The organism is Neisseria sicca (assembly GCF_014054945.1).
Lineage (GTDB): Bacteria > Pseudomonadota > Gammaproteobacteria > Burkholderiales > Neisseriaceae > Neisseria > Neisseria sicca.
Window position 1 is genome coordinate 2660435 of record NZ_CP059566.1, and the last position, 13126, is coordinate 2673560.

A 13126-nucleotide genomic window follows, 5' to 3' on the forward strand; every position below is an offset into this window, starting at 1 on the left:
CCTGCGGATAGAGTGGATTAACTTTAAACTAGTACGGCGTTGCCTCGCCTTAGCTCAAAGAGAACGATTCTCTAAGGTGCTGAAGCACCTTAGAGAATCGGTTCCGTACTATCTGTACTGTCTGCGGCTTCGTCGCCTTGTCCTGATTTTTGTTAATCCACTATAAAAAGGTCGTCTGAAATCTTTTTCAGACGACCTTTCGGGTTTTATGGGGAACCGGCTTTATTTTGCGCCGTAATTGGGTTGCAGCAGGGCGCAGGGTTGGCGTTCCCTGCGGCTGCGGCGGCTGCGTCCGGCGATGGTGCCGCAGGCGGCGCCGGGATCGGTTTTGTCGGCTTTTGGGGATTTGTCGCCGCGCTCGTTACGTTCATTGCGTTCGCTGCGGTTGTTCCGTTCGGAGCGGTTTCTGTCGCTGCCGCGGCTGCGGGTTGGGGCGGCTTGGGTGTCTGCGGCGGCATCGCCGTCGGCGTCACTTCCCCACCAGTTCGGCTCGAAGCCTTCGATGCGTTCGACTGCCAAGTCGTTGCCGGTCAGTTCCTTGATGGCTTCAAACATTTTCTGCTCGGTTTTGTCCATCAGGGAAATGGCGACACCGTCCGCGCCCGCCCTGCCGGTGCGCCCGATGCGGTGGACGTAGTCTTCGGGCTGGGTCGGCAGTTCGTAGTTGATGACGAAGGGCAGCTCGGCGATGTCCAGACCGCGTGCGGCGACGTCGGTGGCGACGAGGACGCGCAGGCTGCCTTCTTTGAAGGCGTTGAGGGTTTCGAGGCGGCTTTGCTGGGATTTGTCGCCGTGGATGGATTGGGCGGCAAGGTTGCGGCGCACGAGGTCGCGGGTCACTTGGTCGACGCTTTGTTTGGTTTTGCAGAATACGATGACTTGGTTCATCTGCAAATCGACAATCAGCCGCTCTAAGAGGTTGCGTTTTTTGAGCGCGTCAACGGCGATGATGTGTTGCTCGACATTGGCGCTGGTGGTGTTTTGCGCGGCGACTTCGACGATTTCGGGCGCGTTCATGAAGTCTTTGGCGAGCTTGCGGATGGGCGGGGCAAAGGTTGCGGAAAAGAGCAGGGTTTGGCGTGGTTTGGGCAGCATCTGCATGATTTTGCGGATGTCGTCGATGAAACCCATATCGAGCATACGGTCGGCTTCGTCGAGGACGACGATTTCGACTTTGTTGAGGTTGATGTTTTTCTGTTTGACGTGGTCAAGCAGCCTGCCAACGGTGGCGACGACGATTTCACAGCCGGCGCGCAGGTCGGCGGTTTGTTTGTCCATGTTGACGCCGCCGAAGAGGACGGTATGCCGCAGCGGCAGGTTTTTGATGTAGCCCTGCACGTTTTGGTCGATTTGGTCGGCAAGTTCGCGCGTCGGAGTCAACACCAGCATACGCACGGGGTGCATCGCGGGCGAGGTGCTGGAAGTGGCGTAGCGTTTGAGGCGTTCCAGGCTGGGCAGCATAAAGGCGGCGGTTTTGCCCGTGCCGGTTTGGGCGGCGGCGAGCAAGTCGTGGCCGGCGAGTGCTTTGGGGATGGCGGCGGCTTGGATGGGCGTCGGGTTTTCGTAACCTTGTTCGGTCAGCGCGGAAACGATTTCGCTGCCAAGCCCGAGTGAGGCGAATGGATTCATGGCGGTATCTTTCTGTTCGGACGGGATGCGGAATGCCGCATGGGGTCGTCTGAAACGGGAGGATGTTTTGATTGTGTGTTTGATAGGATGCCGCCGGCAAAGTGTGCGGCCGGTTTACGGCAAACCGCAGAAGGGGGGATGTGGTCTCTGCGGCATGGAAAGGTAAGCGCGATTATGCCATAAAACCCTTGCGCCGCCCAACGGCAGGCGGGCTGAGCATAGTTGTTCGGCTGCGTTGCCGAGTCGGTAAGGGAATTTTTTACATTGCCATGCCGCCGGCGTTTATGTCCCTTAAATTTTTGAAACCGCTTATCATTTCCTGACGGCATTTACTGTCATAGTTCAAACTTATCAAAACCTTTCATATGTAAATGAAACTAAATCGTACTAATGGGACTCTGTTTTGGGACAGACGCAAATTTGCGCTGTAAACCATCAATCACAATAGGAATATACGACATGAAAACTTTATTGATCGCCGTTGCCGCTGCAAGCCTGATGCTGGGTGCCTGTTCTAGCAGCAAAACTACTGAAGAAGCTAAAACCCCTAGCGTAAGCGTTGAAGAGGCAATCGCTCAATGTCAACAAGCTTCCGGTGCAAACCAAGACCGCGCCGTGTTCGATGCATGTATGAAAGACAAAGGCTACCAACGCAGCGCCGCTGAAGGCGCAGCCGCAGCTGCTGCTTCTGCACCTGCCGCACAATAAGCACAGCTAGGAATTATTGATGTATCACCCGATCTGTTCGGGGTCATACATCAACAATTTCTCGCCATGCTTGTTCCGCCTGATTCCATTCACTCCCGGAAGGTAGGGCGGGCGCAAACGGAAAGGTCGTCTGAAAACTGTTTTCAGACGACCTTTCCGTTTGTTTTATCCGGCGGATTCGGTGATTACAAGGCGCGGTCGAAATACAGCGGCACACCCGATACTTCGCTCATGCGCAGCAGGTAGTCCATAATCTTCTGCGGCCACTCGACACCGCGTACGACGGTCAGGTTGCGCAATATCGGGAACACCAATATGTCTTCCATGCCGATTTCGCCGTTCAAACCTGCGCCGCTTTCGGTCATCAGAGTTTCCAGTTCCGCCAAATCCCCGTTCAGCCGTTGCACATACTGACCGGTTTTCTCCAAATTGGCGGCGAAGCTGCCGATGCTTTTCTCTTTTTTATCCGTGAAATATTTCACCGCTTCCGGCGTTTCAAATTCGGGCAGCTCGAGTTTGATCACGCGCGGCTGGACGAGTTTCAGGTTGTATTCGCCCACCTTGTCCAACCATGCCTGGATTTCGGGGCGGGTTTCATCTTTCAGACGACCCTCGCGGTCAAGATAGCGGACAACGTCCAAACTCTCGCCCATAAACGAACCGTCTTCTTTTTGCAGGATGGGCACTTGTTTCGCGCCGATCATGCCGATCGGTGTTGCCTCGTCGTCGTTTGCCAGGATGACTTCTTCAACGTCCGCGCCAAACAGTCCCGCCGCCATCCGCGCACGCACGCAAAACGGGCAATGGTCGTAAATATACAGCTTCATCGGATACTCCTTTTCAAGTTCATCAAACGGACGAACCATATCATTTAAGGTCGTCTGAAACAACCCGCTTACAGACAATATAGTGGATTAACTTTAAATCAGGACAAGGCGACGAAGCCGCAGACAGTACAGATAGTACGGAACCGATTCACTTGGTGCTTCAGCACCTTAGAGAATCGTTCTCTTTGAGCTAAGGCGAGGCAACGCCGTACTGGTTTAAAGTTAATCCACTATATCCCGCAAAACAGCCCGCAAATCCCTTTGGCAACCTGTTACAATAAACCCGTTTTTATCGAAACGAAAAGACACCATCATGACCGCCACCAGCCCGATTCAAGACACGCAAAGCGCGACTCCGCAAGAATTGCGCGAATGGTTCGACAGTTACTGCGCCGCGCTGCCGGACAACGATAAAAACCTCATCGGCGCCGCATGGTCGTTGGCAAAGGAACACTATCCCGCCGATGCCGCCACGCCGTATGGCGAACCGCTGCTCGACCATTTGCTCGGCGCGGCGCAGATGGTCAACGAACTCGACCTGCTCTCCGATGCCGTCGCCGCCACCCTGCTTGCCGACATCGGACGCTACGTTCCCGATTGGAACCTCTTGGTTTCCGAACGCTGCAACAGCACCGTCGCCGAGCTGGTCAAAGGTGTGGACGAAGTGCAGAAGCTCACCCACTTCGCCCGCGTGGACAGCCTCGCCACTTCCGAAGAGCGCGCCCAGCAAGCCGAAACCATGCGTAAAATGCTGCTGGCGATGGTCACCGACATCCGCGTCGTGTTGATCAAGCTCGCCATGCGCACCCGCACCATGCAGTTCCTCAGCGAGGTTCCCGACAGCCCCGAAAAGCGCGCCGTCGCCAAAGAAACCCTCGACATCTTCGCCCCGCTCGCCAACCGTCTAGGCGTGTGGCAGCTCAAATGGCAGCTCGAAGACCTCGGCTTCCGCCATCAAGAACCTGAAAAATACCGCGAAATCGCGCTGCTTTTGGACGAAAAACGCACCGAACGCCTCGAATACATCGAAAACTTCCTCAACATCCTGCGCGCGGAGCTTAAAAAATACAACGTCCACTTTGAAGTCGCCGGCCGTCCGAAACACATCTACTCCATTTACAAAAAAATGGTGAAGAAAAAACTCAGCTTCGACGGGCTGTTCGACATCCGCGCCGTGCGGATTTTGGTCGATACCGTTCCTGAGTGTTACACCACGCTGGGCATCGTCCACAGCCTCTGGCAGCCCATTCCCGGCGAGTTCGACGACTACATCGCCAACCCCAAAGGCAACGGCTATAAAAGTTTGCACACCGTCATCGTCGGCCCGGAAGACAAAGGCGTGGAAGTACAAATCCGCACCTTCGATATGCACCAATTCAACGAATTCGGTGTCGCCGCGCACTGGCGTTACAAAGAGGGCGGCAAAGGCGATTCCGCCTACGAACAAAAAATCGCCTGGTTGCGCCAACTCTTGGACTGGCGCGAAAACATGGCGGAAAGCGGCAAGGAAGACCTCGCCGCCGCCTTCAAAACCGAGCTTTTCAACGATACGATTTACGTCCTGACCCCGCACGGCAAAGTCCTCTCCCTGCCCACGGGCGCAACCCCCATCGACTTCGCCTACGCCTTACACAGCAGCATCGGCGACCGCTGCCGCGGCGCGAAAGTCGAAGGGCAAATCGTGCCGCTGTCCACCCCGCTCGAAAACGGACAGCGCGTCGAAATCATCACCGCCAAAGAAGGGCATCCTTCCGTCAACTGGCTGTACGAAGGCTGGGTCAAATCCAGCAAGGCAATCAGCAAAATCCGCGCCTACATCCGCCAGCAAAACGCCGACACCGTGCGCGAAGAAGGCCGCGTCCAACTCGACAAACAGCTTGCCAAACTCACGCCCAAGCCCAACCTGCAAGAACTTGCCGAAAACCTCGGCTACAAAAAACTCGACGACCTCTACACCGCCGTCGGACAAGGCGAGATTTCCAACCGCGCCATCCAGAAAGCCTGCGGTACGCTGAACGAACCGCCGCCCGTACCCGTCAGCGAAACCACCATCGTCAAACAGTCCAAAATCAAAAAAGGCGGCAAAACGGGTGTGCTCATCGATGGCGAAGACGGCTTGATGACCACGCTTGCCAAATGTTGCAAACCCGCGCCACCCGACGATATTGTCGGCTTCGTTACCCGCGAGCGCGGCATTTCCGTACACCGCAAAACCTGCCCGTCTTTCCAACACCTCGCCGAACAAGCGCCTGAAAAAGTGTTGGACGCAAGCTGGGCGGCGTTGCAGGAAGGACAAGTTTTCGCCGTCGATGTCGAAATCCGCGCCCAAGACCGCTCAGGGCTTTTGCGCGACGTATCCGACGCGCTCGCCCGCCACAAACTCAACGTTACCGCCGTGCAAACCCAATCCCGCGACTTGGAAGCCAGTATGAGGTTCACGCTCGAAGTCAAACAAGTCAACGACCTCCCGCGCGTCCTCGCCAGCCTCGGCGACGTCAAAGGCGTGTTGAGCGTCACACGCTTGTAAGGAGAAGCAAAAGGTCGTCTGAAAAACGGATTTGCGGTTTTTCAGACGACCTTTTTCGTAGCCTTCTTGACTAATTTTGCCTTTCTCTAGTCTTTCTTTCAAGCTGTCCAAATGTTTGTCGATTTCAGCTTAAGTTTCTCAGATACTGTGGCTGAAGTTTGGTCAACTTCTGTTTGCAGGTCGAATTTACGTTTCTAGTGAAGTTTGATTGATATGTATGGAGATAGTAAAACCATCTGAAACTTCTGAAGTTTAGATAATTTTTGTGTGCAGTTCATAAAACGAAGATTTGTACAAACTGAGACTTGCTTGTTTTAATTTTTTGGATAAGATTTTTGATAAATAAACCTTTTATTTTGTATATATTTTGTTGTTATTAAGGTTTTATTAGTTCTTAATATAAAAAACATAGTTAATTAAATACATTATACTTTACAAAAAATAATATTTAAATCATTATAAATAGCGTATATATTTACATTTATTTACGAAAAAAGATATAATATCTGGTATACTTTGAAAAGTATTGAAATATTTATTCAAATTTACATTATATAATATTTACATAAGGAGAGTAATATGAATATTTCGAAAATAAATTCCTTTTTAATATTTGTTCTTATATCTAGTCTTATATTTGGTCCAATTTCATATAGATGGTATAAGCTTAATACTATCTGCAATGATAAAAATATCGTTTTTTCTCTTTTAAATCCTGAGGAGAAATGTGATAATATCATTAAAAAAGTAGTAAAAGATACCTTATCATATAAATTCTTTTGGGATTATGGCTTTGATAAAAAAAGAGATGAAAAGATTAAAGAATTACTTGATAAGTATGAAAATGAAAATGAAGGAGATATATTTGATAGGGATGAAATAGGCTTTTAACTTGTTATTTTGCTAGAGTACGAATCTGGTTTGGTAAGAAAAGTGCCTAAATTTTAAAAAGTTAGATGTTCTTCTAAAATAATTGAGATGTAAATTTCTATTTAAATGATCTATGCAAAGAATGTTTAAAAGGTCGTCTGAAAACTGCAATATGCGGTTTTCAGACGACCTTTTGTGTTGCCAAGTTCAAAGCAAGGCTGAACTTGATTCGAGCAGGGTTCAATGATCGACGGTAATGCCTTTGCTTTCCTGTTGTTTCTGTTCGTCCAGTTTCTTTTGCAGGGTGTCGCACGGGGTGTCGCAGTCGCAGACTTTTTTCATGCCAAGCGAGGAGATGCCGCCGCAACTGCCTTTGATAGTGCGTTTGGAAAAAATATAGCCGACCGCCATGCCGAGGATGACAAGGAGGAAAAGGCCGAAGGTGAGGAGTAGGGTTTTCATGATGGTGTTCCTGTGGGATGGATATGAGTGCGTGGATATTAATGGAGTAGTTTTTTAAACGCGCCGGACATTTCGGTGCGGTAGCCGTTTTGGTCGCGGATAATCAGGAAAACGGCGAGGTTTTGCTGTTCGGCGAGTTTGAGGGCTTCGGTTTCGCCGAGTACGAAAAGTCCGGTGGACAGTCCGTCTGCGGTGGTGGCGTTATCGGCGACGACGCTGATGGAGGCGAGACGGTGCGACAGCGGACGGCGGGTTTTGGGGTCGATGATGTGGGACAGCCGCCTGCCTTGCGGGTCAACGTGGAAAATGCGGTAGTCGCCGGAGGTGGCGAGGGAGCGGTTGTCGAGGGGGATGACGATTTGGGTGTTGCCGCCTTGGACGATGTTGGGCTGTTCGATGCCGATGCGCCAAGGTTCGCCTTGGGCGTTGCGGCCTTTGCCGTGCAATTCGCCGCCTATTTCGACAAGGTAGTTGTTGATGCCGAGTTTTTCAAGTTCGCCTGCCACTTTGTCCACGCCGAATCCTTTGGCGATGGAGGAAAGGTCGAGATAGGTTTCGGGCTGGGTTTTGGCGAGCGTGGCTTGTTTGCCGTTTTGCGTCAGGATGATTTTGTCGGTGCCGGTTTGGGCGGCGGCTTTGTCGATTTCGGCTTGGGTGGGTTCGCGGGTGATTTCTTTGTTCGGTCCGAAGCCCCAAAGGTTGACAAGCGGACCGACGGTTACGTCGAGCGCGCCTTGTGTAAGGCGGTTGAGGCGTAAGGCTTCGGCGGTAACGGCGGCGAAATCGGCGGAAACGGGCATGGGTTTGCGGGTCTCGCGCATTTGGTTGAAACGGCTGATTTCGGAGTCTTCGCGGTAGGTGGACATTTGGCGGTTGACTTCTTCGAGCGCGCCATCAATCTGTTTTTTCACGGCTTCGGGCGCGGGCGGGTTGGGAAGGTCGTCTGAAAGGTATTTGACGGTATAGGTCGTCCCCATCGTTTCGCCCTGAAGCACGGTTTGTTCGGATGTCTTCTTGCCGCACGCACCCAAGGGTAGGGTAAGGATAAGGGCGGCGGCAAGGGCGGGAATGGCGGAGGGCAGGTGCATGATAGGGATATTCGGTGTTTTCAGACGACGTATTGTAACGTAAAACGCAGGGGCGCGCGGCTTGCGGGGGCGGGGCTTTTCTGCTAACATCCGCGCTGCATTAAGAGTTGGGAATTCCATGCCAACCTGCTTTTCAGACGGAAAGGTAAGGTGGACGGCTGCAAAGCCGATGTGGTCCGAGAGGGCAATTCAAATCCCCCCGCTTGATGCGGGAATTTTTTTGCCCGTATGTTCTGTACGGGCAGGATTCCGAACCGCTTTATCCAAGTGGGAATATTTATCATTTGGATGGAGTGCAGGTGGAAATTTTGTTATGATTTCCGTTGTGGGATATATGATGAAACAACAGGTCGTCTGAAAGCAGACGGCTTGTTTTTGAAGGAAAATATTGAAATGAGCGAATATCTGTTTACTTCCGAATCGGTTTCCGAAGGCCATCCGGACAAAGTAGCCGACCAAGTGTCCGATGCGATTTTGGATGCGGTTTTGGCGCAAGACCCCAAAGCGCGCGTCGCGGCGGAAACTCTGGTAAACACCGGTTTGTGCGTGTTGGCGGGTGAAATCACCACCACCGCCCATGTGGACTACATCAAAGTCGCACGCGAAACCATCAAACGCATCGGCTACAACTCGTCCGAGCTGGGCTTTGACGCCAACGGCTGCGCGGTCGGCGTGTACTACGACCAGCAATCCCCCGACATTGCCCAAGGCGTGAACGAAGGCGAAGGTATCGACCTGAACCAAGGTGCGGGCGACCAAGGCCTGATGTTCGGCTACGCCTGCGACGAAACCCCGACCCTGATGCCGTTTGCCATCTATTACAGCCACCGCCTGATGCAGCGTCAAAGCGAATTGCGCAAAGACGGCCGCCTGCCCTGGCTGCGTCCCGACGCAAAAGCGCAGCTGACCGTGGTTTATGACAGCGAAACCGGCAAAGTAAAACGCATCGACACCGTCGTCCTGTCCACCCAGCACGATCCTGCCATCAGCCATGAAGAACTGAGCAAAGCCGTGATCGAGCAGATTATCAAGCCCGTTCTGCCGCCCGAAATGCTGACTGCCGAAACCAAATACCTGATCAACCCGACCGGCCGCTTTGTCATCGGCGGCCCGCAAGGCGACTGCGGTCTGACCGGCCGTAAAATCATCGTCGATACCTACGGCGGCGCGGCTCCGCACGGCGGCGGCGCATTCTCCGGCAAAGACCCGTCCAAAGTGGACCGTTCCGCTGCCTACGCCTGCCGTTATGTTGCGAAAAACATCGTCGCCGCAGGCTTGGCGACCCAATGTCAGATTCAGGTTTCCTACGCCATCGGCGTTGCCGAACCGACCTCGATTTCCATCGATACTTTCGGTACAGGCAAAATCAGCGAAGACAAACTGATTGCCTTAGTTCGCGAACATTTCGACCTGCGCCCCAAAGGCATCGTCCAAATGCTCGACCTCTTGCGCCCGATTTACAGTAAATCCGCCGCCTACGGCCATTTTGGCCGCGAAGAGCCTGAATTTACTTGGGAGCGCACAGACAAAGCTGCCGCATTGAAAGCAGCCGCAGGCGTATAAAAAAGCATGGAGGTCGTCTGAAAGGGAGTTTCAGACGACCTTTGCCGTCCCGAGTCAAAAACTTTTTGGCAAACGACGCATCATATGTTTTACAAAAAAAGCAGCGCGGCACTGTGTTTCCTTGCTGCGCCGTCTTTTACCCGTCCACCAATATAGTGGATTAACTTTAAACCAGTACGGCGTTGCCTCGCCTTGCCGTACTATCTGTACTGTCTGCGGCTTCGTCGCCTTGTCCTGATTTAAATTTAATCCACTATAAAATAAAACTGAAGGAATACATCATGAAAAAATGGCTGCTGGCTGTTTTGCCCGTCACCGCACTGGCCGCTCCGCCCCAAGGCTTTTATCAAAATTACCAAGACTGGGACATCGCTTGCGACAATACCGGCACATGCCGTCTTGCTGGATATCAGGCGGACGAAACAGAAACGCCGGTTTCCATCTTGTTTACCCGAAAAGCGGGGGCGAACGCCGCCGTTGCCGGCGAAGTTTCCCTGCTGCCGTTTAACGACGATGAGCGTCAACTCGCCCGTGTGGCAGCCCGCAGTGAATTGATACTGAACGGCAAATCACTGGGCAAATTGGCGTTGAACAAAAAAGGCACAGGCAAATTGAGCAGCGCGCAAACCAACGCCTTGCTCGAAGCATTGAAAAAAGAAAGCAAAATCAGCATCCGCGCGGGAAAATATGAATGGCACTTGTCCGACAAAGGCGCGGCGGCGGCAATGTTGAAAGCGGACGAATTCCAAGGTCGTCTGAATACGCCTTCCGCGCTGATACGCAAAGGCAACAGCAGTCAGACAGTCCTCAGCCCGCAGCCTAAGCCCGTCATCCGCGCCGTTGCCGTGCCGAAAACAGCAGGTGATATACTGGAACAAGACACACCGCGCCACAGCGCCGTCATGAAGCTGCTGCGCAACAGCAACCGCGTTTCCGAAGGCGACGATAATTACTGTCCCGCCCTGCATAATAAAGAGCAAATGGGTTGGAACCGCAGCCTGTATGTCCATCCGCTCAACGAACGTCAGGTGTTGATTTCGGCCATCTGTATCGGCGGTGCTTATCAAACCAGCGGCTACTATGCCATTGCCGATAAAGAGTTGACCAAAATCGAACAAGTGCTGCCGCCGATGACATACGGCGGGCACGGCGGATTCGACGAGAAAACAGCCACCCTCAGCGGCAGCTTCAAAGGCCGCGGCATAGGCGACTGCTGGACAAGCAATACGGCGGTGTGGGACGGCAAGAGCTTCGTCCGTAGCGGCGAACACACTACCGGCTCGTGCAAAGGCTTTACCGGCGGTGCGTGGGTGATGCCGATTTTTGATGCCCGCGTTGAGCGTTAAAATACGCCGAATATCGAAACAGGCGGCAAAAGCCGTTTCAAAAATGCCCGCAAGATTGAGCGATTTTGCGGGCATTTGCTACACGCGGGCGATGTTTGGAAGGGAAAAGGCGCGGCAGCAGAATGCCCGTTTTCAGACGACCTTTTTCCTTATACAATACGCTTGGATTTTATATATTCTGATATAAAGGATACGGATTATGTTCGGCAAACAACTCTTTGAAGAAGTCAGCGCAAAAATCAGCGAAACCATCGCCAACAGCCCCGCCAAAGACATGGAGAAAAACGTCAAAGCCATGCTCGGCAGTGCGTTCAACCGCATGGATTTGGTTACGCGCGAAGAATTCGACATCCAGCAGCAGGTTTTGATTAAAACCCGCACCAAACTGGTCGAGCTGGAAGAGCGTCTGGCAAAACTCGAAGCCGCGCAAGAGCCTGAGCAGTCTGCCTTGGAAGCTGCCGAAGCCGCAGCCGAAGAAGCCGTCGCCGAAATCAAACAGCAAACCGAAGCCGGCGAATAAGGTCGTCTGAAACATGTCGCTTGCCTTGGTTTACAGCCGCGCCTTGAGCGGCATGAATGCGCCGTTGGTCGAAGTGGAAGCCCACCTTGCCAACGGCCTGCCTCATTTCAATATCGTCGGATTGCCCGATACCGAAGTCAAAGAAAGCCGCGACCGTGTGCGCGCCGCCATCATCCAAAGCGGTTTCGACTTCCCCGCCAAAAAAATCACCGTCAACCTCGCCCCCGCCGACCTGCCCAAAGAATCGGGACGTTTCGACCTGCCGATTGCGCTGGGCATCCTCGCCGCATCCGGACAAATCGCACCCGAAAAGCTCGCGCAATACGAGTTTGCCGGCGAATTGGCGCTTTCCGGCATGTTGCGCCCCGTGCGCGGCGCGTTGGCGATGGCGTGGCAGGGTATGCAGGCGGGACGTTCTTTCGTCTTGCCGCAGGAAAACGCAGAGCAAGCCGCCGTGATGCGCGGCATTACCGTTTACGGTGCGCGTTCGTTAGGTGAAGTCGCCGCCCATTTGAACGGCATCGAACCTTTGGCACAAACCGCCTGCCAAGTCCCGCAGAGGTCGTCTGAAAACGCCAAACTGCCCGACCTCATCGATGTCAAAGGTCAACATACCGCCCGCCTTGCTTTGGAAATCGCCGCCGCGGGCGGACACAGCCTCTTGATGATGGGCCCGCCGGGAACGGGCAAATCCATGCTTTCCCAACGGCTGCCCGGCATTCTGCCGCCTTTGACCGAAGACGAATTGGTCGAAGTATGGGCGTTGCGTTCGCTCCTGCCCAATCATCAGCAACAACTCGACAGCCACCGGCCTTTCCGCAGCCCGCACCATAGTGCCAGCTCGGCAGCCATGGTCGGCGGCGGTTCCGACCCGCGTCCGGGCGAAATTTCATTGGCGCATCACGGCGTTTTATTTTTGGACGAGCTGCCCGAGTTCAACCGCAAAGTTTTGGAAGTTTTGCGCGAACCTTTGGAAAACGGCGAAATCCACATTTCCCGCGCGGCGCGCCAAGCCGTCTATCCCGCCAAATTCCAGCTTGTCGCCGCCATGAACCCGTGTCCGTGCGGTTATCTCGGGCATCCTGTCAAACCCTGCCGCTGCACGCCCGAAAGCGTTGCGCGTTACCGCAGTAAAATTTCCGGCCCGCTGCTCGACCGCATCGATTTGACCATCGAAGTCCCCAGCCTGTCCGCCGCCGAACTGATGCAGCAGGAAGCGGGGGAAAGCAGCGCCGTCGTGTTGGCGCGCGTGATCGCCGCCCGCGACAAACAATACGCGCGGCAGGGCAAAGTCAACGCCGCCTTGAGCGTCAGTGAACTCGACACGTCCGCCCGCATCCAAAAAGAAGCGCAGGAAGCCTTGGGCAGCCTGTTGGAAAAACTCTCCCTCTCCGCCCGCAGCTTCCACCGAATCATGCGCGTGGCGCGTACGTTGGCGGATTTGGCGGGCGATGAAGAAGTCGGCAGAAGCCATGTTTTGAAAGCCGTCAGCTTCCGCCGCGCGTTGTAAGGTTTTTCAGACGACCTTGGGTACTGAAAACGGAAGATTCAAAGTATAGTGGATTAACTTTAAACCAGTACGGCGT

The 13126-nt window shown here is 53.5% G+C and carries 12 protein-coding genes, 1 pseudogene and 1 riboswitch; of the genes and pseudogenes, 8 read left to right on the forward strand and 5 right to left on the reverse strand.

Translation table 11 applies throughout. The features are described 5' to 3' along the window. Positions 1-222: 222 nt before the first annotated feature. Positions 223-1629, reverse strand: coding sequence for a DEAD/DEAH box helicase (locus tag H3L95_RS12610; protein ID WP_003757174.1), 1407 nt, complete (start codon positions 1627-1629; stop codon positions 223-225). Between H3L95_RS12610 and H3L95_RS12615 the strand changes: the two genes are divergently transcribed. Beyond that, on the forward strand, positions 1628-1795 hold the full coding sequence (locus tag H3L95_RS12615) for a hypothetical protein (RefSeq protein WP_003757175.1): 168 nt from the start codon (positions 1628-1630) through the stop codon (positions 1793-1795). The genes H3L95_RS12610 and H3L95_RS12615 overlap by 2 nt on opposite strands. 293 nt (positions 1796-2088) lie before the next feature. Beyond that, positions 2089-2337: a hypothetical protein gene (locus tag H3L95_RS12620; RefSeq protein ID WP_003757173.1), complete on the forward strand. Its 249-nt coding sequence runs from the start codon at positions 2089-2091 to the stop codon at positions 2335-2337. A 185-nt stretch (positions 2338-2522) separates the two neighbouring features. On the opposite strand, the gene H3L95_RS12625 is transcribed toward H3L95_RS12620, so the two are convergent. Continuing rightward, positions 2523-3164 carry a GrxB family glutaredoxin gene (locus H3L95_RS12625; protein WP_040668233.1) on the reverse strand — a complete coding sequence of 214 codons (642 nt, stop codon included), beginning with the start codon at positions 3162-3164 and terminating at the stop codon, positions 2523-2525. A gap of 313 nt (positions 3165-3477) precedes the next feature. On the opposite strand from H3L95_RS12625, the gene H3L95_RS12630 reads away from it, so the two are divergent. Both H3L95_RS12630 and H3L95_RS12635 read left to right on the forward strand, forming a co-directional pair. Beyond that, positions 3478-5691 (forward strand): RelA/SpoT family protein, encoded by a 2214-nt coding sequence (locus H3L95_RS12630; RefSeq protein WP_003757171.1) that lies wholly within the window; start codon positions 3478-3480, stop codon positions 5689-5691. 579 nt (positions 5692-6270) lie between these two features. Continuing rightward, on the forward strand, positions 6271-6582 hold the full coding sequence (locus H3L95_RS12635; RefSeq protein WP_003757169.1) for a hypothetical protein: 312 nt from the start codon (positions 6271-6273) through the stop codon (positions 6580-6582). Between the two features lie 219 nt (positions 6583-6801). On the opposite strand, the gene nqrM is transcribed toward H3L95_RS12635, so the two are convergent. Next, entirely contained in the window at positions 6802-7023 is a 222-nt protein-coding gene (gene nqrM, locus H3L95_RS12640; RefSeq protein WP_003757168.1) for a (Na+)-NQR maturation NqrM, read from the reverse strand. 38 nt (positions 7024-7061) lie between these two features. After that, positions 7062-8111, reverse strand: coding sequence for an FAD:protein FMN transferase (locus tag H3L95_RS12645; protein ID WP_046398801.1), 1050 nt, complete (start codon positions 8109-8111; stop codon positions 7062-7064). A gap of 92 nt (positions 8112-8203) precedes the next feature. Next, positions 8204-8313: riboswitch (SAM-I-IV-variant riboswitch) on the forward strand. A gap of 191 nt (positions 8314-8504) precedes the next feature. Between H3L95_RS12645 and metK the strand changes: the two genes are divergently transcribed. Beyond that, positions 8505-9674, forward strand: a complete 1170-nt coding sequence (gene metK, locus H3L95_RS12650) for a methionine adenosyltransferase (protein WP_009312787.1) — start codon at positions 8505-8507, stop codon at positions 9672-9674. A 150-nt stretch (positions 9675-9824) separates the two neighbouring features. On the opposite strand, the pseudogene H3L95_RS14130 reads toward metK, so the two are convergent. Beyond that, a pseudogene (locus H3L95_RS14130) lies at positions 9825-9932 on the reverse strand (IS5/IS1182 family transposase); the annotation flags it as partial. A gap of 23 nt (positions 9933-9955) precedes the next feature. Here H3L95_RS14130 and H3L95_RS12655 point away from each other — a divergent pair. From H3L95_RS12655 to H3L95_RS12665, 3 genes are all read left to right on the forward strand, one after another. Then, a complete protein-coding gene (locus H3L95_RS12655) occupies positions 9956-11020 on the forward strand; it encodes a DUF1176 domain-containing protein (RefSeq protein WP_003757164.1) in 1065 nt (354 codons plus the stop codon). Positions 11021-11219: 199 nt separating this feature from the next. Further along, positions 11220-11540, forward strand: a complete 321-nt coding sequence (locus H3L95_RS12660; protein WP_003757162.1) for an accessory factor UbiK family protein — start codon at positions 11220-11222, stop codon at positions 11538-11540. A 13-nt stretch (positions 11541-11553) separates the two neighbouring features. Further along, positions 11554-13050, forward strand: coding sequence for a YifB family Mg chelatase-like AAA ATPase (locus H3L95_RS12665; protein ID WP_003757161.1), 1497 nt, complete (start codon positions 11554-11556; stop codon positions 13048-13050). The last annotated feature ends 76 nt before the right edge of the window (positions 13051-13126 follow it).

What these genes read in the sequence shown, in the direction of transcription:
- H3L95_RS12655 (WP_003757164.1), top strand. Translation starts at nt 9,956, where the DNA reads ATGAAAAAATGGCTGCTGGCTGTTTTGCCCGTCACCGCACTGGCCGCT.
- H3L95_RS12615 (WP_003757175.1), top strand. Translation starts at nt 1,628, where the DNA reads ATGGCGGTATCTTTCTGTTCGGACGGGATGCGGAATGCCGCATGGGGT.
- H3L95_RS12635 (WP_003757169.1), top strand. Translation starts at nt 6,271, where the DNA reads ATGAATATTTCGAAAATAAATTCCTTTTTAATATTTGTTCTTATATCT.
- H3L95_RS12665 (WP_003757161.1), top strand. Translation starts at nt 11,554, where the DNA reads ATGTCGCTTGCCTTGGTTTACAGCCGCGCCTTGAGCGGCATGAATGCG.
- nqrM (WP_003757168.1), bottom strand. Translation starts at nt 7,023, where the DNA reads ATGAAAACCCTACTCCTCACCTTCGGCCTTTTCCTCCTTGTCATCCTC.
- H3L95_RS12630 (WP_003757171.1), top strand. Translation starts at nt 3,478, where the DNA reads ATGACCGCCACCAGCCCGATTCAAGACACGCAAAGCGCGACTCCGCAA.
- H3L95_RS12645 (WP_046398801.1), bottom strand. Translation starts at nt 8,111, where the DNA reads ATGCACCTGCCCTCCGCCATTCCCGCCCTTGCCGCCGCCCTTATCCTT.
- H3L95_RS12620 (WP_003757173.1), top strand. Translation starts at nt 2,089, where the DNA reads ATGAAAACTTTATTGATCGCCGTTGCCGCTGCAAGCCTGATGCTGGGT.
- H3L95_RS12625 (WP_040668233.1), bottom strand. Translation starts at nt 3,164, where the DNA reads ATGAAGCTGTATATTTACGACCATTGCCCGTTTTGCGTGCGTGCGCGG.
- H3L95_RS12660 (WP_003757162.1), top strand. Translation starts at nt 11,220, where the DNA reads ATGTTCGGCAAACAACTCTTTGAAGAAGTCAGCGCAAAAATCAGCGAA.
- H3L95_RS12610 (WP_003757174.1), bottom strand. Translation starts at nt 1,629, where the DNA reads ATGAATCCATTCGCCTCACTCGGGCTTGGCAGCGAAATCGTTTCCGCG.
- metK (WP_009312787.1), top strand. Translation starts at nt 8,505, where the DNA reads ATGAGCGAATATCTGTTTACTTCCGAATCGGTTTCCGAAGGCCATCCG.